The organism is Roseateles sp. P1_C6, from assembly GCF_056406315.1.
The window spans coordinates 178,866-199,266 of sequence record NZ_JBFUAK010000002.1; the positions used below are offsets into that span (position 1 = coordinate 178,866).

A 20,401-nucleotide genomic window follows, 5' to 3' on the forward strand; every position below is an offset into this window, starting at 1 on the left:
GGGGATCAGGACGCGGGATTGTCAGCGGGAAGGGCAGGCGGTGTGCGGAGCGCGCGCAGGCGCCGCCAGGCATTGCCGACGGCTTGGCGCAGCAGGCCAAACAACCCGCGCGCCGTCATGGGGTCATAGGCCACGAGACCGAAGCGCTCGCGGCGGTGGCTCATCCAGGTCTTCTTGTAGGCATCGTCACCGATCAGGTAGTCCACCTCGGTCACGCGGTCCCGCTCGATGGCTTCCTCGAGCAGCAGCGCGGTGACCAGGGTGCCGGGCGCTATCGCCTTGAAGGCCTCGTCATAGGCCACCTTGTAGATGTGGGCCCGCCCGGCATTGACGATCCAGAGCTGGGCGGCGATCGGCTGCTCACCGATCCAGGCCAGGCCCAGGCGCAACCAGCCGCGCCGGGCGCAAAGCCGGATCAGGCCGGGGATGAAGTCGGTGTAGGGCTCGGGCACCTTCCAGCTGGCGCCATAGACCGCCTCGTAGGCCGCGATGCCGCGTTCCACATCGGCCTCGTCGCGGATGATTTCGAGGCGGCCGTTCTCGCCGGCCAGGCGCTTCGTCATGCGCTTGATCGTGCTGCGCAGCTGGCCGCTGCGGTTCTTCAGGTAACTCGCCCAGTCGCCGTCGACCTGCAGGTACCAATTGCCGAACGCGAAATACTCATAGGTGCGCAGGCCCGCAAGGCGAAGTGCTTCGCGGAGCAGCTGGAACTCGCGCGCCTGTGGGTCCATCGGTGAGAAGCGATAGGCGGGCGCGCCGCTGTGGCCTTGCCGCATCGCCAGTACCAGCGGCAGCAGGTCTTCGGCCGTCAGATCGTCTTCTACCAGTGGGGCGTAGAGCGTCGTGTAGTAGTTGGCCAATGCGCCGACTTCGAGCCCGGACTCTCCGCCCTGCACGCCAACCGGCAGGACCGCCAAGGTCTGGCCGTGTCGACGCAGGACGTAGAGCGACACCTTGGTGTCGTCGCGAAAGACGGCGTCGGCCAACAGGCCGAACCAGTCCGCGCCATACTCGACATAGGCTTGTTCGCGGCGGCGCAGTAAAGCCAGCGCGTCCTCGGGCAGCTGTCTCGGATGGCTGAAACACTCCACGGTCGCGCCGCTGCGTTGCACCATCGCGGCCGCGTCGACGCGCCGGGCTTGCCGGTGGCGGCGCGTCCAGCCGCGGCTGCCGCTGCGAAGCAAGCCGTAGACCTCCGGCAGGCCCCTGTGGCGATAGACGCTGACGTGATTGATCCAGCGTTGTGACGTCGACCAGGCCAGCAGGTCGGCGTCGGCATTCGTATAGAACTCGACGACGCCGCCGGGTGCGCGGCTGAAGAGGTCTTCCAGCACGCGCAGCAGCAGGACGCGGCCCGGCGCGAACCGTTCAAAGCGTTCGTGGAAGGCGGTCTTCAGCATGATGGCCTGGGCATCACGGAGCAGCAGCATCCGGGAGGCCAGCAGGTCCTCACCGAGCCAGAGCTCGTAGACCAAGGCCTGGCCGCGGTGGGCGAAGGTCTGCATGACCTCGGCGTAGAAGCGTCCTTGCGGGTTGTCATGCCCTACCGCGGTGCCCTCGCGGCCCTTCCAGCCACTGCTTTCGAGTGCGGCATACCGGTTCACGGCGGCCGTGATGGCCTCGGGCGACTCGATGACCTCCAGCCGTTCCCCGTCCGGCTCACTCTGCAGGCGACGCAGATAGCGGCGCATGTTCTGGATCAGCTTGCGCGGCCGTTGGGCCCAGTAGTCGTCGAAGCTGCCCTTGAGGTTGACGCTGATCGTCAAGGCGTGAGGCAGGCTCTGCACGGGGCACCCAGGCAGCTCGCGCAGATCACCGAAGCGCGGGTCGTTGCACAGCAGATCCAGCTCGCTCGCATAGCCGGGCAATGCGGCAAACAGGCCGCGCAGATCCAATCCTGCCGGGACCAGGCTGGGCCCGATCTGGGTTTGCGAAGGCAGGAAGCTCGACCAGACACCCAGGCCCAGCGAGCGCCTGTTGATCAGCAGCATCGCGACGGGCAGCCCGGCTTGCTGGGCGCTGGCCAGCAGCACGCCGGGCTCGCCGAAATGACCCAGCAGCGCGTCGACGAAGGCACCGTCGAGCATGGCATGACCGCTCATCAACTGGCGGTTCAGGAGATCCCACGAGTCGCGATGACGACCGAGACCTTGCGTGGGTTCCAGCGCTTCGAGATGCCAGACCAGCGGCGCAATGAAGCTGTTCATCGCGTGCCTGCCACCTTGCGGTAGACCTCGAGATGGCGGCGCCAGCTCTCGGCCCATCGAAAGCCCTGGGCCCAGCTGCGCGCCCTGCTGGCCTGGTCGGCGCGTGCCTCGGGGCTCATTGTTGCGGCGCCGTGCAGTGCGGCGGCCCAGGCCGGCAGATCGTCGGCTGGCGCCAACGTCGCCAATGGGCCGACAAGTTCGGTCAGGCTGCCCAGCGGGCTGAAGATGACGGGCGTGCCGGCGGCCTGGGCCTCGATGGCCGGAAAGCCGAAGCCTTCGTACAGCGTCGGGTAGAGCACAGCCACAGCACCCGCATAGACGGCCTGCAGTTCGGCGTCGGACAGGAATTCGGCGAACACGACGCGCCCTTGCAGCTCGCGCGGCAGGGCGGCGCGAGCGACCTCGCGCGCGGCGGCACCGAAGCCGCAGGCCACGAGTTTCAGCGCCGGGTCGGGCTGCGCGAGCAGCACCTGCAAGGCCCAGTCAAAGCGCTTGCGCTTCATGGGCCCGCCGACGTAGACGGCGTAGGCCGCGCCGCCCAGCGCCTGCTGCAGCGCTGCGGGCAGTGCCGCGGTCGGGGGCTCGAAATAGGCCGCCTCGATGCCGTGATGGATGACGGTCAGCCGCGGCTCCAGTTCGGGCCAGCGGGCGAGGATGTCGCGCCGCGAGGACTCGCTGATCGTGATGACATGGGCCGCGCGTTTCAGCGCCGCCGGGATGAGGTGATCCCAGTACAGGCGCTCGCCGGCTGTGTCGGGACGTTCCTCGAAGGCCAGCGTGTCGTGCAGCGTGACGACGGTGGGCAGGGGTTGCCACAGCGGCAATGCGCCCTCGGTGCAGTGCAGCAGCGTCAACGGCATGCGGCGCGCGCGCAGCGGCAGGCCGAGTTGTTCCCAGAGGCGGAAGCGGTCGCCGCGGAACTCGAAGACGTCCGGCGTGAAGCGCGGCCCCTCCGGGTGCAGCACCGGGTGGCGCGGGTCGTCGGCGAACAGATGCCAGGCAATGTCGTCGCTGCTGTGGCGCATCAGCTCCATCACGTACTTGCCCATGCCACGGATGTGCGTGGTGTTCAGGCAGCGGGCCACCAGCCCGACCTTCACGACGCGCTCCTGAGCGGCAGCCACGAGCGCAGCAGCAGCTTCCAGCCGGGCCAGTGGCCGCGGTCGACGCGCAGCGCCTGGCCGATGCTTTGCCTTGCCGCCGCGCGCTGGCCGGCCGCAAGCTGGGCGTGCGCAAACGCGCTCCAGCTGCGGGCCAGATTGGCGCGCACGTCGGCAGCGTCGGCGCGGCGGCCATCGGGCCCAGCCAGGCCCCAGGTATCCAGTGCACGCTGCACGACGCGGCCCTGATAGTTGTCCAGCGGCAGCCGCCGCGTGATGTTGGCGGGATGCTGTCGATACAGCGCCAGCGGCCGCGTCACGCGTTCGATGCGGGTCACGCGCGAGGCACGCATCCAGAGGTCGTAGTCCTCGCCGATGCGCAGCGAGGCGTCGAACACGCCGACCTCATCGAACACGCTGCGGTGCATCAGGACGGTCGATGTCCAGACCACGCAATCCAGCAGCAACTCCGGATACAGCCACCCCGTCGCGCCAGCCCACACAGGCTCGTCGGCGCGCGCGGCGAGCTTGGCCAGCAACTCGGGCTCGGGCTCTGGCGTGTCGCTGGCCCAGACCTGCCATGCCGCATAGCTCATGCGGCAGCCCGGCGCGGCGGCCATGACTGCGAACTGGGCGCTCAGCTTGCCGCGCAGCCAGACGTCGTCGGCGTCGCAGAAGGCAATCCATTCGTGGCTCGCGGCGGCGATGCCGGCGTTGCGTGCCGCCGCCACGCCCGCATTGGCGTGAGCCAGCAAACGGGCCTCAGGGAACTCGGCGCGCACCAGCGCGGCAGAGCCGTCGGTGGAGCCGTCGTCGACGACGATGAGCTCCGATCCGGGCGGCAATTCGGCCTGCACCGCCCGCAGCGTCACGGCGAGGTAGCGTTCCGCGTTGAAGCAGGGGACGACGACGCTGACCGGCGGCAGCTGCGCGGGCGGCAATTGCATCGCTCAGGGCGCGGCAGTGGAAGCGGCCGAGGCCGCCGGCGGCGCGGCGCTTGCGGCGCCGGCGCCCGGGCTGGCCGCGGGCTCGACCCAACGACCTGCCGCCACCAGCCTGTCCTTCAGGTCGGGCCGGGTGAAGCCCATCGCCATCACCTTGTGCGCCTGCTCCAGCGCCTTGTCGTACAGCGTCATGTCGGCGTAAAGCAGGCCTGCATTGAGCTGGGCCAGCGGATCTTCGGCGGTGGTGGACACGACGTATTCCAGATGCTTCAGCGCCTGTTCGCGGTCGTTTCGCTTGAGCAGGAAGCTGACGAACAGCATGCGCACCACGTGATCGTCGGGCTTGAAGCGCAGGGCTCGCTCGTACAGGCAGTCGATGCTGTAGCGGGAGTTCATCGGCGTGTTCGTCTTTTCCCGCTGCGCCAGCCTCTCCATCGCGAGCAGTGCCCGCGGGTGGTTGGGGTAGGCCGACAGCGTGTACCAGATGTCGCCGCCGAAGGGGCCGGTCAGCCGGGTCGTCAGTGTTTCAACGCCGCGGTTGAAGTGAGCCCGCTCCACCAGGTCGCGCATCGCCGGTGTCGTGCCGCGGAAGTCGAACGGGCCGTAGTGGGTCCGCAGCGTACCGCAGACGGGATCGTCCTCCTGGGCTTGCGCCAGCCCTGCGCAACCGGCCAGAGCCAGCCCCGCAAGGGTCGTGATCAGCGGGCGACGCAGATGTTTTGCAGCCATGTCAGGGTCTGGAGCTCGGCATCGACGCGATGCTCGGCGTTGGAAAAGGTGTGGTCGGCGCCGTTCACCGACAGTGCCTGCAGGGCCGGCGCGGCGAGCAGCCCCGTCCAGGCGGGTGAGTTGCGGCTGTGCTCGACAAATTCCTGCGCAGTGTAGTCATCGCTGCTGAGGATCAGAAGCGCTTGACCACCGAAGGTGCGCAGGCCCGCGGCCATGCGGTCCTGGAAGCTGCGGTTGTCCGTGGCCACCTTCGCACCACGGGCCAGGCGCAGGTTGCTGCCCAGCGCGCGCAACGCGGTCAGTCCGACGCCGCCGCGCAGCAGCTTGAGCCAGAACGCCCGCTCCCGCAGCCGGCGCCAGTAGTAATGCTTCACATGGGTGCGGGCCAGCGTCGCCGCCGAGCGGACCCAGGGGTTCAGCAGCGCCACGCCGGCGACGCGCGGGTCGCGGGTCGAGTCCAGGTAGAGCAGGGCGGCCGAGGCGGCGTCGCACAGGCCCCACAGCACGACGCGCTTCAGTGTGGGCCGTGCCGCCAACAGCGCATCGATCGCGGCGGCGATGTCGGCATCGACGGCGAGGAAGTCGCGCGTCTCGCCGGGGCTGTCGCCCATGCTGCGGTAGTCGAAGCGCAGCGCCGCGAAGCCGTGGCCGGCCAGGTGGCGGGCCAGCAGCGTGAACTGGCGATGGCTGCCGGCGCGGTACTGCGGGCCGCCGACGATGATCAGCACGCCCACTTCCGCCGGCGTGCCCTCAGCCGGCTCGGCCAGGATGCCCACCAGCGGCGTGCCCTCGCAGGCGAAGTTCAGCACCGATTCCTTCACGACAGCGCCTCCACGGTGCTGGCGCTCAGCGCCGGCGCGAGCTCGATCTCGCTCGTGGCCCAGAAGCCAGGCCCCGCCACGATCCGGGCGCGCACCGCCCAGCCGGCGTCTTGCCAGGATTTGATGGCCTGCTCGCTGACCGGCGTCAGCACGGCGTCCTCGCGGGTACTGACCTCCAGCCATTCGACGCGGCCGGGAGTGCCCACGGGGGCCAGCTTGGCGGCTTCCAGGCCGGATGCCAGCCCGGCGCCGAGGCGGTAGCCGGCGATCTCGACGGATCGGCCGGCAGCCAGCTCAGACTTCATCTGCTCCATCAGCCCCTTGCTGGCGCCACTGGCCATCTCGGCGGCCAGCTTCAGGCGCAGGAACTGCTGCAGCGCCAGCTTGCCACTGGTCATCGGCTGCCAGAACAGGTGGTTGACCGGCCGGCCCCAGTCGTTAGCGGCCAGCAGGCAGCCGGCGCGCAGGCCCCACAGCCACAGCGGCGCTGTCTGCGCTTCGGGCACGTGGGCGTCCAGCCAGTCCAGGCCGAGGCGCACATCGGCCTGCCAATCGGCCCAGCCCGCATCGCCAAAGTCGGCCGATGAGTCGCCGCAGCCGCGCAGGTCGATCTGCAGCACCGCGTGCCCGGCCTCGGCCAGTGCGCGGCAGGCGAGGGCGGCCATGCGGCGCGACTTGTTCATCTCCTCGGCAAAGGGGTGCAGATAGAGCACCCGGCTGCGCGGCCCGTCCTGGAACTCCGGGGGCGGCGCGTGAAAGAGACAAAGCCGCTGCTCGCCGCCCGCGGCGGGCAGGAAGAAGACTTGCGCGTGAGGGGTCAACCCAGGCGGGCCGCGACGAAGTCGGCCAGCGAACCCACGGTGGCAAACGTGTCGCCGTCGATGTCGTCATCGTCGACGACCAGGCCCAGTTGCTCCTCGAGCGCGGTGATCAGGCTGACCACGGCCATCGAGTCCAGCTCGGGCAGGGCGCCGAGCAGGGCGGTGTCGCGGGTGAAGGTCTGGGCGCGGCCGTTCAGGCTCAGCACGTCGTCGAGAAGCCTCAGCACATGGCCGAGGACTTGGGCGTTGTCCATTCGTGGGCGTCCAAAAAAGCAGCCGCGCAGTTTAGCGGGCCGCCCCCTCGGCTCCGGGGAGCGGCCCCCTCGGGCTCGGGGGCGCATGAGATACTTTTTTCACTGTTTCAGCCCATCCCCCACGCCAGAGCTCATGCCCGAATCGACCCTGCTGAACGAGCTGGTGGCCGTTGCCGCTGAGCGCACGCCCGACGCCCCGGCCCTGACGTATGGCGCGGCAACGCTGAGCTACGGCGAGCTGGACGCTGCCGTGCGTGGTTTCGCCAGCGGCTTGATGGGTCTGGGCCTGGGGCGCGGTGAGCGGGTCGCGATCTACCTGGAAAAGCGCTTCGAGACGGTCGTCGCCAGCTTCGGCGCGCCGGCGGCCGGCGGCGTCTTCGTGCCGCTGAACCCGCTGCTCAAGCCCGAGCAGGTCGGCTTCATCCTGCGCGACTGCGACGTGCGCGTGCTGGTCACGTCACCCGAGCGCCTGGCGCAGCTGGGTGACGTGCTGACGCAGTGCCCGTCGCTGCGCCATGTCGTGCTGACCAGCGGCAGCGGCTCGGCGCCCGTGCCGGTGCATGACTGGGCCGCGCTGCTGGCCGCGCCGCTCCATGCCGGGCACCGGGTCATCGACACGGACATGACGGCCATCCTGTACACCTCCGGCTCCACCGGTCGCCCCAAGGGGGTCGTGCTGTCCCACCGCAACATGGTGGCGGGCGGCAAGAGCGTCGCCAGCTACCTGGAAAACCGCGCCAGCGACACGCTTCTGGCCGCACTGCCGCTGTCCTTCGACGCCGGCTTCAGCCAGCTGACGACGGCCTTCCACAGCGGCGCCCGCGTCGTGCTGCTGAACTACCTGCTGCCCAAGGATGTGCTGAAGGCCATGGAGCGTGAGAAGGTGACGGGCCTGACGGCCGTGCCGCCGCTCTACATCCAGCTGACCCAGCTGGAATGGCCGGCCGCGATCGACGCCCACCTGCGCTACTTCGCCAACACCGGTGGGCGCATGCCGCGCGCGACGCTGGACCTGTTGCGCGCCAAGGCGCCGTCGGCCCAGCCCTTCCTGATGTACGGCCTGACCGAAGCCTTCCGCTCGACCTATCTGCCGCCCGCGGAGGTGGACCGCCGGCCGGACTCCATCGGCAAGGCCATCCCCAACGCCGAGATCCTGGTGCTGCGCGAGGACGGCAGCGAATGCGCGCCTGACGAGCCGGGCGAGCTGGTGCACCGCGGCGCGCTGGTGGGCCTGGGCTACTGGAACGACGCCGAGAAGACAGCCGAGCGCTACAAGCCGCTGCCGGTCGGCGTCGGTGGCCGTGAAGGCGGCCTGCAACTGCCCGAGTTCGCCGTGTTCTCCGGCGACTCCGTGCGACGCGACGCGGAAGGCTTCCTGTACTTCGTCGGCCGCCGCGACGAGATGATGAAGACCTCGGGCTACCGGGTCAGCCCGACCGAGGTCGAGGAAGTGCTTTACGCGACCGGGCTGGTCGGCGAATGCGTGTCCTTCGGTGTCGACCACGACACGCTGGGCCATGCCATCCAGGTCATCGCGACACCGCCGGAAGGCGCGGCCGAGCTGGACGCCGCTGCGCTGCTGGCAGCCTGCAAGGCCCGCATGCCGGCCTACATGGTGCCGCACGGCATCGAGGCGCAGGCCGGCCCGCTGCCGCGCAACCCCAACGGCAAGATCGACCGCAAGACCCTGTCGACCGACTGGGTGGCACGCCACACGCAATGACCGAACCCAAACGTCCCCCGGCCCATGTGGCCATGTCGCAATTCCCTGTCGACGAGCGTGGCGAGCTGCTCGTCGGCGGTCAGCGCCTGTCGGTGCTGGCCGAACGCGTGGGCCAGACGCCGTTCTACGCCTATGACCGCGGGCTGCTGAAGGCGCGCGTCGCGGAACTGCGTGCGGCGCTGCCCAAGGGCATCGAGCTGCACTACGCGATGAAGGCCAACCCGATGCCGGCGTTGGTCGGGCTGATGGCCGGGCTGGTGGACGGCATCGACGTGGCGTCGGCGGGTGAGCTGCAGGTGGCGCTGAACGCCGGCGCCAACCCGCACGAGGTCAGCTTTGCCGGCCCCGGCAAGCGCGACATCGAGCTGGGCCAGGCCGTGGCCGCGGGCGTGCTGGTCAACGTCGAATCAGCGCGCGAGCTGAAGGTGCTGGCGGCCGCGTCGCAGCGCCTGGGCCAGCCCGCTCGCATCGCGCTGCGCGTGAACCCGGACTTCGAGTTGAAGGGTTCCGGCATGCGCATGAGCGGCGGCCCCAAGCAGTTCGGCATCGACGCCGAGACGGTGCCCGAGGTGCTGGCCGAGGTCGGTCGCCTGGCGGGCGAGGGCGTCGCCTTTGAAGGTTTCCACCTGTTTGCCGGCTCGCAGAACCTGAAGGCCGAGGCGATCTGCGAGGCGCAGCTGAAGAGCTACGAGCTGGCGCTGCGCCTGGCCGAGGCCGCGCCGGCGCCGGTCAGCTTCCTGAACCTGGGCGGCGGCTTCGGCATCCCGTATTTCCCTGGTGAGCAACGGCTGGACTTGGCGCCCATCGCCGACAACCTCGCCGCGTTGCAGGCGCGTGCCAAGGCCGATCTGCCGCAGGCCAAGCTGGTCATCGAGCTGGGCCGCTACTTTGTCGGCGAGGCCGGCATCTATGTGAGCCGCATCGTCGACCGCAAGGTCTCGCGTGGCCAGGTCTTCCTGGTGGCGGATGGCGGCCTGCACCACCACCTGTCGGCGTCGGGCAATTTCGGCCAGGTGCTGCGCAAGAACTACCCGGCGACCGTGCAGCCCCAGGGCCGCAGCGAAGCGGCCGTGGAAGCCGCCAGCGTCGTCGGCCCGCTGTGCACGCCGCTGGACCTGCTGGCCGACCGAATGGAGATGCCGCGCGGCGAGGTGGGCGACCTGGCCGTCATCTTCCAGAGCGGCGCCTATGGCCGCAGCGCCAGCCCCGAGGGCTTCCTCGGTCATCCGGCAGTCGTGGAAGTGCTGGTCTAAGCCTCGTTGGCGTCCTCCCAGACGCCGTTGTGCAGGATCTGGTGCGGCTGGAAGCCCGCCTTGTAGGCCATCTTGGGGCTCTCTGCTATCCAGTACCCCAGGTACAGGTGGCTCAGCTTGAGCTCCTTGGCCTGCTGGATCTGCCACATCACGCCATAAGTGCCGAAGCTGCCCGGCACGTCGGGGTCGTAGAAGGTGTAGACCGCCGACAGCCCGTCGTTGAGGATGTCCAGGATGGCGACCATGCGCAGTGGTGTGCTGCCATCGGGCATGGGCTCGCGGAACTCGACCAGGCGGGAGTTGATGCGCGACTGCAGCAGGAACTGGGTGTACTGGTCGACGCTGTCGTGGTCCATGCCACCGCCACTGTGCCGGCCGGCCTGGTAGCGCAGGTAGAGGGCGTAATGCTCGGCCGAATAGCCCAGGCGCATGACCTTGGCCTGCAGGTTGCCGTGGCGTTTCAGCGCGCGCGTCTGGCTGCGCGTGGGCTGGAAGCGGCCGACCGGCACGCGCAGCGCGATGCAGGCGCGGCATTGGTCGCAGTAGGGGCGGTACGTGAACAGGCCGCTGCGGCGAAAGCCCGCGGCGACCAGGTTGGAGTAGGCGTCGGCGTGGATCAGGTGACTGGGCGTGGCGACCTGGGAACGCGCCTGGCGACCCGGCACGTAGCTGCACGGGTAGGCGGCCGTGGCATAGAACTGGATCTGCGCGAGGGGCAGTTCTTTGGGGTGGGTCACGTGGAATTCAGGAGCCGGTGCCAGTAGTCCCGATGATAGGTCCAGGGCCCGGGCGCGGGTTCGCCCATATGGGTGGCCAGATGGGCCTCGAAGGCAGTGCGCGGCAGTTCCGCGGCGCCCAGCGAGGCCAGGTGGCGGGTGTTCTGCTGGCAATCGATCCACGGGATGCCGTATTCGCGGCACAGGCAGACCAGCGCCGCCAGCGCGATCTTGGACGCGTCCGTGCGGCGCATGAACATCGACTCGCCGTAGAACATGCGCCCGAGGTTGATGCCGTACAGGCCACCGACCAGTTCGCCATCCACCCAGGTCTCGACGCTGTGCATCGCCGGCCAGGCCAGGTAGGCGGCCTGCAGCTCCGGCACGATCCAGGTGCCCGACTGGCCCTCGCGCGGCGCGCTGGCGCAGGCGGCGAGCACGGCGGCGCGGTCGTGGTCGATGCGGATCTCGCAGCCCGGTGTCGACGCAAAGCGCTGCACCGCCTTGCGCAGCGAGCGGGACAGCTTGAAGTCGGCCGTCTGCAGCACCATGCGCGGGTCGGGCGCCCACCACAGCGGCGGCTGGCCGGGGCCGTACCAGGGGAAGATGCCGCGCCGGTAGGCGGCTGCCAGCCGTTGCGGGGTCAGCGTGCCGCCGGCGGCAAGCAGGCCGGGCGCATCGGTTTCGGGGCCGAGCGCCCGCTCGCTGGGCGGGAAATCGAGAGAAGCCTCATCGAGCCAGTCGATCATGTCGACATGGTACGGTGACGCCCATGATCACCGTCTATGGCATCCCGAACTGCGACACCGTCAAGCGCGCCCGCGCGTGGTTGGCCCAGCACGGCCTGGAGGCCGCATTCCACGACTTCAAGAAGCAGGGTGTGCCGACCGAGCTGCTGCCGGCTTGGCTGAGGGCCTTCGGCCGCGACAAATTGGTCAACCGCTCCGGCAACACCTGGCGCAAGCTGGACGACACAGCCAAGGCCGCCGTCGTCGACGATGCTGCAGCCACTGCGCTGATGCTGGCCGAGCCCAGCGTCATCAAGCGCCCCGTGGTGCGCTGGCCGGATGGTCGCTGGACGCTTGGATTCAGTGCGGAGCAGTTCGAACAAGGTGCACGAAACGCACCAAAGTAATACTCACTGATCGATGTTGGTGCCTCGTGCGGCACGACGGCCGCCTTGAAAGCGGGCATCGAATTTGCTGTTTCGGTGCGGGCCGAGTCGACTTGGTGCATGTCGCACGGGTCTGGGCCGGCAGCGGAGACAGCGTTGGAGACATCGATCAAGCAGGGCGCCGATGCGCTCTTCATCCTTTTGGGCGCCATCATGGTGCTGGCCATGCACGCGGGCTTTGCCTTCCTGGAACTGGGCACGGTGCGCAAGAAAAACCAGGTCAATGCCCTGGTCAAGATCCTTGTGGACTTTGCCGTGTCCACGCTGGCCTATTTCCTCGTCGGCTACTTGGTCGCCTACGGCACGCATTTCTTCATCGGCGCCGAGCAGCTGGCGCAGAAGAACGGGTATGAGCTGGTCAAGTTCTTCTTCCTGCTCACCTTCGCGGCGGCCATCCCCGCCATCGTGTCGGGTGGCATCGCCGAACGCGCCCGCTTCGGGCCGCAACTGGCCGCCACGTCCATCGTCGTGGGCTTCATCTACCCCGCCTTCGAGGGCGTGGCCTGGAACCAGGCTTTCGGCATCCAGGCCTGGCTGAAGGCCGCCACCGGTGCGGAGTTCCACGACTTCGCCGGCAGCGTGGTCGTCCACGCGGTGGGTGGCTGGATCGGCCTTGCCGCCGTGTTGCTGCTGGGCCCGCGCCTGAACCGCTACCGCAAGGACGGCGCGATGAGCGCCCATCCGCCGTCCAGCATCCCCTTCCTGGCACTGGGTGCCTGGGTGCTGACGGTGGGCTGGTTCGGCTTCAACGTGATGAGCGCCCAGACGCTGGACAAGCTCTCGGGCCTGGTGGCTGTCAACTCGCTGATGGCGATGGCCGGCGGCACGCTGGTGGCCGTGCTGCTGGGCCGCAACGACCCCGGCTTCGCCTACAACGGCCCGCTGGCCGGGCTGGTGGCCGTGTGCGCGGGCTCGGACGTCATGCACCCGCTGGGCGCGCTGGTGACCGGTGGCATTGCCGGCTGGGTGTTCGTGCAGTTCTTCACCCTCACGCAGAACCGCTGGAAGATCGACGACGTGCTGGGCGTCTGGCCGCTGCACGGGCTGTGCGGCGCCTGGGGCGGCATCGCCTGTGGCGTTTTCGGGCAGAAGGCGTTGGGCGGCATTGGTGGCGTCAGCCTGGGTGCACAGCTGCTCGGCACGGTCGGGGGTGTGGCCTGGGCGCTGGCAGGCGGCTTCGTCGTCTACGGGCTGATCAAGCGCGTCACCGGCCTGCGGCTGGAAGCCGAACAGGAGTTCGAGGGCGCCGACCTGTCCATCCACAAGATCGGCTCGACGCCCGACCGCGAGGTCAGCTGGTAAGCTGACTCATCACTTTCCAAACGGCCCCGACGTCTTCCCTGGGGCCTTTTTTCATCATGTTCACAGGCATCGTTCAGGGCGTCGCCCACGTCCAATCGATTGACGCCCGCGAGGGGCTGCACACGCTGGCGCTGAAGCTGCCGGCCGGCTTCGACGACGAGCTCGCCATCGGCGCCAGCGTGTCCTGCGACGGCGTCTGCCTGACCGTCACCGAGCGGCCGTCACCGGACGTGGCCTTGTTCGACGTGATGGCGCAGACGCTGAACCTGACGACGCTGGGCCGCCTGGCCGTCGGCTCGGGCCTGAACGTCGAACGTGCCGCCAAGGATGGCGCCGAGATCGGCGGCCACCCGCTGTCCGGCCATGTGGACGTGTCGGCGCGCATCGCCGAGATCCGCACGCCGGACAACAACCGCGTCATCCGCTTCGCGCTGCCGGCGCCGTGGATGCGCTATGTCTTCGCCAAAGGCTACATCGCCGTCAACGGCTGCAGCCTGACCGTGGCCGAGGCGCAGCGTGACCGCGACGGCTCGGGCTGGTTCGAGGTCTGGCTGATTCCCGAGACGCTGCGCATGACCACCTTCGGCGAGAAGGTCGTGGGCGACGGCGCGCACATCGAGATCGAGCGCAGCACGCAAGTCGTCGTCGACACGGTGCGCGACGCGCTGGACGAGAAGCTGGGGCCGCTGCTGCCCGTGCTGGAAGCCATCGCCCGCGAGCGTGGCATCGAGCTGACCCAGCTCACGCTGCCGCGCTAACGCCGCCTTAGCGCCTGCTTCAGCCCTGGCGGATGCGCTCCAGCTCGGCGCGCGAGCGCGCGATGACCGGGTTCAGGCGCTCGATCACCCAGGCCCAACGGCTGCCGTGCCCGGTCACGAAATGCAGCGGTGTCGTGGCGACGGGGGCGGGCAACAGCGCGAGGCCGCGCTCGCGCAGGTCGACCAGCGCGGGATGCCGCTCGGCCCGTTCGACCTGGCCCGTTTCCAGGGTGAGCAAGGCTGCCCGGCAGCGCCCGGCGGCCACCATGCGCAGGGCGCCGGCATCGTCGGCTGCCTCCACGCCCGCCATGCGCCCGAGGCCGGCCTGCGTGAACAAGTCCCCATAGCTCGACCCGCGGGCCCAGCACACCGACTGGCCGGCCAGGTCGCCGTACTGCCGGACGCGGTCCTGTTCGCCATCGCGAACGATGGCCCAGGTGTGGTTGAGCCAGACCGGCAGGCTGAACTGCAGCTCCTTCTCGCGCTGCGGCGTGCGGCTGAGGCCGTACATCACGCCTTCGCCCGCGGCGGCCAGCTTCTGGGCGCGCAGCCAGGGGGTCGGGCGCAAGTCCCAGGTCAGGCCCAGCTGCGCCGCCAGCCAGGCCAGCATCCTTGGCGCCTGCTCCGACGACGGGCCGTTGCCGATGAACAGCGGCACCACGGGCTTGCCGGCCGCCCAGGCTGACGACGCCGACAGGCCCAGCGCCTCTGCGAGCGCCAGCACCAGCATCTGGCGGCGGCGCGAATCCGGCATATGGGTCATCAAGGGATTTTAGGTAGGGGCCAGGCCCTCGCCTCGATGCGTTCTTGATGCTTTCTTGATGCCACGCACCGCGATCTTGTCGGCGGTTTGACGGCTCGATTTCCAGAATCCTTTCCTATCAAAGGAGGTGTCATGGACATCGTGTTTTTGGGGCTGGGCGCTGCCCTTGCCCTCGTGACGGCGCTGGCGGCCTGGGGCTGCGAGGGACTTCGCGTTCAACGCAACGGAGGCCGCGCATGAGCGTTCTTGAATGGGTGTCGGCCGGACTGGTGGTGTTCCTCGTGATCTACCTGTTCTGGGCCCTGCTGTTCCCGGAGGATCTGACATGAGCCGCGCAGTGCAGGGTCGCCCCAAGCAAGCGGCCGTCCCCTCGGGGGCTGAGGCCGGACACCCGCTGTCCGGTGGAAACCGGGTGCCTGCCGAAGGGCTGCAGCAATCGCTGCAGCGCGGCCTGCAAGGCCGGCCGATGTACTCATCGGACGAGAGGTTGGCATGACGACCTCCGCCTGGATTCAACTGATCGCATTCCTCGTCGTGCTGCTGGCCTTGGCGTGGCCGCTCGCGCGCTGGATTCACGCGGCGATGGAAGGCCGCATCGAGTGGCTGCGCCGTGCCGAGCGCGGCGTGCTGAAGCTGGCTGGCGTGAATGCCGATGCCGAGCAGGGCTGGCTGCGCTATGCGCTGGGCCTGCTGATCTTCAACGGCCTGGGCGTCATCGCCGTCTATGCGCTGCAGCGCCTGCAGCAGTACTTGCCGCTGAACCCACAGGGCATGGGCGCGGTGTCGCCGGACTCGGCCTTCAACACCGCCATCAGCTTCGTGACCAACACGAACTGGCAAGGCTATGGCGGCGAGACCACGATGAGCTATCTGACGCAGATGCTCGCGCTGACGGTGCAGAACTTCCTGTCTGCTGCCACCGGCATCGCCGTCGTCATCGCGCTGCTGCGCGGCTTCGCCCGCCACAACGCCCAGGCCATCGGCAACGTCTGGACCGACCTGACCCGCGCGACGCTGTGGGTGCTGCTGCCGCTGTCGCTGGTGTTCGCCGTCCTGTTGGCCGGCATGGGCGTCGTGCAGACCTTCAAGCCCTACCAGGACGTGACGACCATCGAGGCGCAGAGCTGGCAGGAGCCCAAGCTCGACGAGGCCGGCCAGCCGCTCAAGGGCGCCGATGGCCAGCCGGTCATGGTCGACAAGTCCGGCCAGAGTCAGAGCATCGCCGTCGGCCCCGTCGCCTCCCAGCTCGCCATCAAGATGCTGGGCACCAACGGTGGCGGCTTCTTCAACGCGAACTCGGCCCATCCCTTCGAGAACCCGAGCGCGGCGACCAATGCGCTGCAGATGCTGTCCATCTTCCTGATCCCGGCGGCGCTGTGCTTCGTCATGGGCCGCCAGGTGGGCGACATGCGCCAGGGCTGGGCGCTGCTGGGCGCGATGACCGCCTTGTTCGTTGTCGCCGTCGTCATCGCGACGGCGGCCGAGCAGGCCGGCAACCCGCAGTTCACGAAGCTGGGCGTCGACGCCGTGGCCAGCGCCAGCCAGTCGGGCGGCAACATGGAAGGCAAGGAAGTGCGCTTCGGCATCGAGGCCTCGTCGCTCTTTGCCGTCATCACGACGTCCGCGAGCTGCGGCGCCATCAACGCCTGGCATGACAGCTTCACGCCGTTGGGCGGCGCGGTGCCCATGGTCATGATGCAGCTGGGTGAAGTCGTCTTCGGCGGCGTCGGCGCGGGCCTGTACGGCATGCTGGTGTTCGCCATCCTGTCGGTCTTCGTCGCGGGCCTGATGATCGGCCGCACGCCGGAATACATGGGCAAGAAGATCGAGGCCCATGAGATGAAGATGGTGTCGCTGGCCATCCTGCTGACGCCGCTGGCCGTGCTGATCGGCACGGCCCTGGCCGTCACCATGGAGCCCGGCAAGGCCGGCATCGCGGCGCCCGGCGCGCACGGCTTCAGCGAAGTGCTGTATGCGCTCTCGTCCGCCGGCAACAACAACGGCAGCGCCTTTGGTGGCCTGTCGACGAACACGCCCTTCTACAACCTGCTGCTGGGCTTGGTCATGTGGATGGGTCGCTTCGGCGTCATCGTGCCGGTGTTGGCCATGGCTGGCTCGCTGGTGGCCAAGAAGCGCCTGGCTCCCGGCGAGGGCACGCTGCCCACGCACGGCCCGCTGTTCGTCGTGCTGCTCATCGGTGCCGTCCTTCTCGTCGGCCTTCTGAACTACGTGCCGGCGCTGGCCCTGGGGCCTGTCGTCGATCACCTGATCCTGTGGAGCAAGTCATGAGTACCCCCGAACCTGTCGCTGCGCGCCAGGCCCCCCGAGGGGGGCAAGAGAGCTCGGGAGCGGCCCGTCGCTCTCTTGAGAATCGCGCTGGTTTTTCCCTGTTTGATCCCAAGCTGGCTCGCCAGGCATTGGGCGAAGCCTTCACCAAGCTGGACCCGCGCACGCAGTTGCGCAACCCGGTCATGTTCGTGGTCTACCTCGGCAGCCTGCTGACGACGGCACTGTCCATGGCCCAACCCAACGGTTTCGTCGTTGCCGTGACGGTGTGGCTGTGGTTCACCGTGCTGTTCGCCAACTTCGCCGAGGCGCTGGCCGAGGGCCGCAGCAAGGCCCAGGCCGCGTCGCTGCGCGGCCTGAAGAAGGAGACCTGGGCCAAGGTCGCCGAGGGCTGGAAGCCCGGCGTGGCGCGCGAGTCCTTGCAATGGCACCCGCGCGAGGCCGGCACGCTGCGCAAGGGCGAGGTCGTGCTGATCGAGGCCGGCGACGTCGTGCCGGCCGATGCCGAAGTCGTTGACGGCGTCGCGTCCGTGGACGAGAGCGCCATCACCGGCGAATCGGCGCCCGTCATCCGCGAGAGCGGCGGTGACTTCTCGGCGCTCACCGGCGGTACACGCGTGCTGTCCGACTGGGTCGTGGCGCGCGTCGCCGTGAACCCGGGCGAGACCTTCGTGGACCGCATGATCGCGATGGTCGAGGGCGCGCAGCGCAAGCGCACGCCCAACGAGATCGCGCTGACCATCCTGCTCGTCGCGCTGACGCTGGTGTTCCTGGGCGTCTGTGCCACGCTGCTGCCGTTCTCGCAGTTCAGCGTGGCCGTGGCCGGCTCGGGCCAGCCGGTCGGCATCGTCGTGCTCGTCGCGCTGCTGGTCTGCCTGATCCCCACCACCATCGCCGGCTTGCTGTCGGCCGTGGGCGTGGCCGGCATGAGCCGCATGCTGCAGGCCAACGTCATCGCCACCTCAGGCCGAGCCGTGGAAGCCGCCGGCGACGTGGACGTGCTGCTGCTGGACAAGACCGGCACCATCACGCTGGGCAACCGGCAGGCCGATGCGTTCTGGCCGGTCGACGGCGCGAGCGAGGCGCAGCTGGCCGAGGCCGCGCGTCTGGCATCGCTGGCCGATGAGACGCCTGAAGGCCGCAGCATCGTCGCGCTGGCGGACCGCAAGTTCGGCGCAGCGGCAACGGCGGAGCGCGGCGAGTTCATGCCGTTCACGGCCCAGACCCGCATGAGCGGCGTGGACCTCGGCTCGCGCCAGATCCGCAAGGGCGCCGGCAGCGCGGTGCGCGCCCACGTCGAGGCCCTGGGCGGCCGCTGGCCCGCCAGCGTGCAGGCCAGCGTGGACGAGGCCGCCCGCCGCGGCAGCACGCCGCTGGTCGTGGCCGATGGCATTCAAGTGCTGGGCGTCGTCGAGCTGAAGGACATCGTCAAGCCCGGCATCAAGGAGCGCTTCGCGCAATTGCGCCGCATGGGCATCAAGACGGTCATGGTCACCGGTGACAACCGGCTGACGGCCGCGGCCATCGCCGCCGAGGCCGGCGTGGACGACTTCCTCGCCGAGGCCACCCCCGAGGCCAAGCTGGCGCTGATCCGCGAGCATCAGGGCCAGGGCCGGCTGGTGGCCATGACCGGCGACGGTACCAACGACGCGCCAGCCCTCGCGCAGGCCGACGTGGCCGTGGCGATGAACACCGGCACGCAGGCCGCCAAGGAGGCCGGCAACATGGTCGACCTCGACAGCAACCCGACCAAGCTCATCGAGGTCGTCGAGACCGGCAAGCAGATGCTGATGACGCGCGGTTCGCTGACGACGTTCTCCATCGCCAACGACCTGGCCAAGTACTTCGCCGTGCTGCCGGCGGCCTTCGTGTCGACCTACCCGCAGCTGGCCGCGCTGAACGTCATGCGCCTGGCCAGCCCCAACTCGGCCATCCTGAGCGCGGTCATCTTCAACGCGCTGATCATCGTCGTGCTGATCCCGCTGGCGCTCAAGGGCGTGCGCTACCGCGCCATCGGCGCCGCGGCGCTGCTGCGCCGCAACCTGCTGGTCTACGGCCTGGGTGGCGTCATCGTCCCCTTCATCGGCATCAAGGTCATTGACCTCATCCTCGTCGCGCTCGGCCTGGCGTGAGCGTCGCCATCTCTCTTACCCCAACATGAAAACCCTCGTTTCCCTGCTCGTTCTCTCTGCCACCGTTCCCGCCTTTGCGGAGGACGCTGCGGCGCCCGCCGATCCGCTGTCGTTCAATGTCGGCGCCGTCAGCGAATACCGTTACCGCGGCATCTCCCAGTCCCGCCTGAAGGCCGCCTTGCAGGGCGGCATCGACTACGCCGCCCCGAGCGGCTTCTACGTCGGCACCTGGGCGTCGACCATCAAGTGGATCAAGGACATCCCCGGCGGCGACGCCGATGTCGAGATCGACCTCTACGGCGGCTACAAGACCGAAGTCGCCCAGGGTCTGACGCTGGACGTGGGGGGCCTTTACTACCTCTACCCGAGCAACAAGCTCAAGGCCGTGTCCGGCTTCGCCAACGCCAACACCTTCGAGCTCTACGGTGCCGTGACCTTCGGCCCGGTGACGGCCAAGTATTCGCACAGCACGACCAACCTGTTCGGCAACGTCAACAGCAAGAACAGCGGCTACTTCGACGTGACAGCCAGCTTCGACCTCGGCGACGGCATCACGCTGTCGCCCCACGTCGGCCACCAGACCGTCAAGCACCTGGCGGTGGCCTCGTACACCGATTACTCGCTGACGCTGGCCAAGGACTTCTCCGGCCTGGTGGTCAGCGGCGCCGTCATCGGCACCGATGCCGACAAGACCTTCTACGCCAGCCCGGCGACGGGCAAATTCCTCGGCAAGACCACGCTGGTGGTCGGCCTGAAGAAGACTTTCTGAACAGGAGTTCCGTCATGACCACGACTCTCTCCACTCCCGCCACGACGGCGGCCACGCCGGACGTGCCGCTGTGGCGCCCCGCGTTGACGCTGTTCGTCCTGTTGAGCCTGGTGACCGGCCTGGCCTATCCGCTGGTCGTCACCGGCGTGGCCCAGTCGGTCTTCCCCAGGGAGGCCAACGGCAGCCTCATCGTCCAGGACGGCAAGGCCGTCGGTTCGGCGCTGATCGGCCAGACCTTCACCGACCCTGGCCACTTCTGGAGCCGCCCGTCCGCCACCGGTCCGATGCCCTACAACGCCGGCAATTCGGCGGGCTCCAACCTGTCGCCGACCGCGCCGGCCCTGGTGGACGCCGTCAAGGCCCGCGTGCAGGCGCTGCGCGCCGCCGACCCGGGCAACACCCAGCCCGTGCCGGTCGACCTCGTCACGACGTCGGCCAGCGGCCTGGACCCGCACATCAGCCGTGCCGCGGCGGACTACCAGGTCGCCCGCGTGGCCCGCGTCCGTGGTCTGCCGGTCGAGAAGGTGCGGGCGCTTGTGGCGCTTCATACCGAGGGCCGCTGGCTGGGCTTCATCGGCGAGCCGCGCGTGCACGTGCTGGCCCTGAATCTGGCGCTTGACCATGCGACGATGACCGCACGATGACTCTG

20 protein-coding genes are annotated in these 20,401 nt (G+C 69.0%); 10 read left to right on the top strand and 10 right to left on the bottom strand.

Going from position 1 to position 20,401, the window contains the following annotated elements:
* Nucleotides 1-5: 5 nt before the first annotated feature.
* From AC1D29_RS03815 to AC1D29_RS03845, 7 genes are read right to left on the bottom strand one after another with little or no spacing between them, the layout of a single operon-like run.
* Nucleotides 6-2,207 carry a GNAT family N-acetyltransferase gene (locus AC1D29_RS03815; protein ID WP_477894568.1) on the bottom strand — a complete coding sequence of 734 codons (2,202 nt, stop codon included), beginning with the start codon at nt 2,205-2,207 and terminating at the stop codon, nt 6-8.
* Complete coding sequence (locus AC1D29_RS03820) at nt 2,204-3,331, bottom strand: glycosyltransferase family 4 protein (RefSeq protein ID WP_477894569.1); 1,128 nt, start codon at nt 3,329-3,331, stop codon at nt 2,204-2,206. The genes AC1D29_RS03815 and AC1D29_RS03820 overlap by 4 nt, the downstream gene beginning before the upstream one ends.
* The gene (locus AC1D29_RS03825) at nt 3,304-4,254 is read right to left on the bottom strand and encodes a glycosyltransferase family 2 protein (RefSeq protein WP_477894570.1); all 951 of its coding nucleotides are present in this window, start codon (nt 4,252-4,254) and stop codon (nt 3,304-3,306) included. Before AC1D29_RS03825 ends, AC1D29_RS03820 begins: the two co-directional genes overlap by 28 nt.
* Nucleotides 4,255-4,257: 3 nt before the next feature.
* Nucleotides 4,258-4,980 (bottom strand): ABC transporter permease, encoded by a 723-nt coding sequence (locus tag AC1D29_RS03830; protein ID WP_477894571.1) that lies wholly within the window; start codon nt 4,978-4,980, stop codon nt 4,258-4,260.
* The gene (locus AC1D29_RS03835; protein WP_477894572.1) at nt 4,950-5,801 is read right to left on the bottom strand and encodes a hydrolase 1, exosortase A system-associated; all 852 of its coding nucleotides are present in this window, start codon (nt 5,799-5,801) and stop codon (nt 4,950-4,952) included. The genes AC1D29_RS03830 and AC1D29_RS03835 overlap by 31 nt, the downstream gene beginning before the upstream one ends.
* Nucleotides 5,798-6,622: a hydrolase 2, exosortase A system-associated gene (locus AC1D29_RS03840; RefSeq protein ID WP_477894573.1), complete on the bottom strand. Its 825-nt coding sequence runs from the start codon at nt 6,620-6,622 to the stop codon at nt 5,798-5,800. The genes AC1D29_RS03835 and AC1D29_RS03840 overlap by 4 nt, the downstream gene beginning before the upstream one ends.
* On the bottom strand, nt 6,619-6,876 hold the full coding sequence (locus AC1D29_RS03845) for an acyl carrier protein (protein WP_477894574.1): 258 nt from the start codon (nt 6,874-6,876) through the stop codon (nt 6,619-6,621). The genes AC1D29_RS03840 and AC1D29_RS03845 overlap by 4 nt, the downstream gene beginning before the upstream one ends.
* Nucleotides 6,877-7,009: 133 nt before the next feature.
* Between AC1D29_RS03845 and AC1D29_RS03850 the strand changes: the two genes are divergently transcribed.
* Both AC1D29_RS03850 and AC1D29_RS03855 read left to right on the top strand, forming a co-directional pair.
* A complete protein-coding gene (locus tag AC1D29_RS03850; RefSeq protein WP_477894575.1) occupies nt 7,010-8,599 on the top strand; it encodes an acyl-CoA ligase (AMP-forming), exosortase A system-associated in 1,590 nt (529 codons plus the stop codon).
* A gap of 32 nt (nt 8,600-8,631) precedes the next feature.
* The gene (locus AC1D29_RS03855; RefSeq protein WP_477894576.1) at nt 8,632-9,852 is read left to right on the top strand and encodes a pyridoxal-dependent decarboxylase, exosortase A system-associated; all 1,221 of its coding nucleotides are present in this window, start codon (nt 8,632-8,634) and stop codon (nt 9,850-9,852) included.
* Here AC1D29_RS03855 and AC1D29_RS03860 read toward each other — a convergent pair.
* Nucleotides 9,849-10,589 (bottom strand): arginyltransferase, encoded by a 741-nt coding sequence (locus tag AC1D29_RS03860; protein WP_477894577.1) that lies wholly within the window; start codon nt 10,587-10,589, stop codon nt 9,849-9,851. The two genes, AC1D29_RS03855 and AC1D29_RS03860, sit on opposite strands and share 4 nt — an antisense overlap.
* Nucleotides 10,586-11,317: a leucyl/phenylalanyl-tRNA--protein transferase gene (locus tag AC1D29_RS03865; protein ID WP_477894578.1), complete on the bottom strand. Its 732-nt coding sequence runs from the start codon at nt 11,315-11,317 to the stop codon at nt 10,586-10,588. The genes AC1D29_RS03860 and AC1D29_RS03865 overlap by 4 nt, the downstream gene beginning before the upstream one ends.
* A 23-nt stretch (nt 11,318-11,340) precedes the next feature.
* Here AC1D29_RS03865 and AC1D29_RS03870 point away from each other — a divergent pair, with 23 nt between their 5' ends.
* The 3 genes from AC1D29_RS03870 to AC1D29_RS03880 all read left to right on the top strand — a co-directional run bounded on the left by AC1D29_RS03870 (nt 11,341) and on the right by AC1D29_RS03880 (nt 13,802).
* Nucleotides 11,341-11,703: a Spx/MgsR family RNA polymerase-binding regulatory protein gene (locus AC1D29_RS03870; protein ID WP_477894579.1), complete on the top strand. Its 363-nt coding sequence runs from the start codon at nt 11,341-11,343 to the stop codon at nt 11,701-11,703.
* A gap of 135 nt (nt 11,704-11,838) precedes the next feature.
* On the top strand, nt 11,839-13,044 hold the full coding sequence (locus AC1D29_RS03875) for an ammonium transporter (RefSeq protein ID WP_477894580.1): 1,206 nt from the start codon (nt 11,839-11,841) through the stop codon (nt 13,042-13,044).
* Nucleotides 13,045-13,100: 56 nt separating this feature from the next.
* On the top strand, nt 13,101-13,802 hold the full coding sequence (locus AC1D29_RS03880; protein WP_477894581.1) for a riboflavin synthase subunit alpha: 702 nt from the start codon (nt 13,101-13,103) through the stop codon (nt 13,800-13,802).
* Between the two features lie 19 nt (nt 13,803-13,821).
* Here AC1D29_RS03880 and AC1D29_RS03885 read toward each other — a convergent pair whose 3' ends face one another.
* Complete coding sequence (locus AC1D29_RS03885) at nt 13,822-14,565, bottom strand: substrate-binding periplasmic protein (protein WP_477894582.1); 744 nt, start codon at nt 14,563-14,565, stop codon at nt 13,822-13,824.
* A 236-nt stretch (nt 14,566-14,801) separates the two neighbouring features.
* On the opposite strand from AC1D29_RS03885, the gene kdpF reads away from it, so the two are divergent.
* The 5 genes from kdpF to kdpC all read left to right on the top strand — a co-directional run bounded on the left by kdpF (nt 14,802) and on the right by kdpC (nt 20,396).
* Entirely contained in the window at nt 14,802-14,894 is a 93-nt protein-coding gene (gene kdpF, locus AC1D29_RS03890) for a K(+)-transporting ATPase subunit F (RefSeq protein WP_477894583.1), read from the top strand.
* A gap of 163 nt (nt 14,895-15,057) precedes the next feature.
* Complete coding sequence (gene kdpA / locus AC1D29_RS03895; protein ID WP_477894584.1) at nt 15,058-16,854, top strand: potassium-transporting ATPase subunit KdpA; 1,797 nt, start codon at nt 15,058-15,060, stop codon at nt 16,852-16,854.
* A gap of 128 nt (nt 16,855-16,982) precedes the next feature.
* Nucleotides 16,983-18,983 carry a potassium-transporting ATPase subunit KdpB gene (gene kdpB / locus AC1D29_RS03900; RefSeq protein WP_477894585.1) on the top strand — a complete coding sequence of 667 codons (2,001 nt, stop codon included), beginning with the start codon at nt 16,983-16,985 and terminating at the stop codon, nt 18,981-18,983.
* A 25-nt stretch (nt 18,984-19,008) separates the two neighbouring features.
* Nucleotides 19,009-19,752 (top strand): TorF family putative porin, encoded by a 744-nt coding sequence (locus AC1D29_RS03905; protein ID WP_477894586.1) that lies wholly within the window; start codon nt 19,009-19,011, stop codon nt 19,750-19,752.
* A 14-nt stretch (nt 19,753-19,766) separates the two neighbouring features.
* A complete protein-coding gene (gene kdpC / locus AC1D29_RS03910) occupies nt 19,767-20,396 on the top strand; it encodes a potassium-transporting ATPase subunit KdpC (RefSeq protein ID WP_477894587.1) in 630 nt (209 codons plus the stop codon).
* Nucleotides 20,397-20,401: the final 5 nt, after the last annotated feature.

Bases quoted from the DNA above. Each gene is read 5' to 3' on its own strand.
- kdpC (WP_477894587.1), top strand. From the start codon at position 19,767: ATGACCACGACTCTCTCCACTCCCGCCACGACGGCGGCCACGCCGGAC.
- AC1D29_RS03845 (WP_477894574.1), bottom strand. From the start codon at position 6,876: ATGGACAACGCCCAAGTCCTCGGCCATGTGCTGAGGCTTCTCGACGAC.
- kdpF (WP_477894583.1), top strand. From the start codon at position 14,802: ATGAGCGTTCTTGAATGGGTGTCGGCCGGACTGGTGGTGTTCCTCGTG.
- kdpA (WP_477894584.1), top strand. From the start codon at position 15,058: ATGACGACCTCCGCCTGGATTCAACTGATCGCATTCCTCGTCGTGCTG.
- AC1D29_RS03885 (WP_477894582.1), bottom strand. From the start codon at position 14,565: ATGACCCATATGCCGGATTCGCGCCGCCGCCAGATGCTGGTGCTGGCG.
- AC1D29_RS03905 (WP_477894586.1), top strand. From the start codon at position 19,009: ATGAAAACCCTCGTTTCCCTGCTCGTTCTCTCTGCCACCGTTCCCGCC.
- AC1D29_RS03830 (WP_477894571.1), bottom strand. From the start codon at position 4,980: ATGGCTGCAAAACATCTGCGTCGCCCGCTGATCACGACCCTTGCGGGG.
- AC1D29_RS03865 (WP_477894578.1), bottom strand. From the start codon at position 11,317: ATGATCGACTGGCTCGATGAGGCTTCTCTCGATTTCCCGCCCAGCGAG.
- AC1D29_RS03870 (WP_477894579.1), top strand. From the start codon at position 11,341: ATGATCACCGTCTATGGCATCCCGAACTGCGACACCGTCAAGCGCGCC.
- AC1D29_RS03825 (WP_477894570.1), bottom strand. From the start codon at position 4,254: ATGCAATTGCCGCCCGCGCAGCTGCCGCCGGTCAGCGTCGTCGTCCCC.
- AC1D29_RS03815 (WP_477894568.1), bottom strand. From the start codon at position 2,207: ATGAACAGCTTCATTGCGCCGCTGGTCTGGCATCTCGAAGCGCTGGAA.
- AC1D29_RS03880 (WP_477894581.1), top strand. From the start codon at position 13,101: ATGTTCACAGGCATCGTTCAGGGCGTCGCCCACGTCCAATCGATTGAC.
- AC1D29_RS03850 (WP_477894575.1), top strand. From the start codon at position 7,010: ATGCCCGAATCGACCCTGCTGAACGAGCTGGTGGCCGTTGCCGCTGAG.
- AC1D29_RS03855 (WP_477894576.1), top strand. From the start codon at position 8,632: ATGTCGCAATTCCCTGTCGACGAGCGTGGCGAGCTGCTCGTCGGCGGT.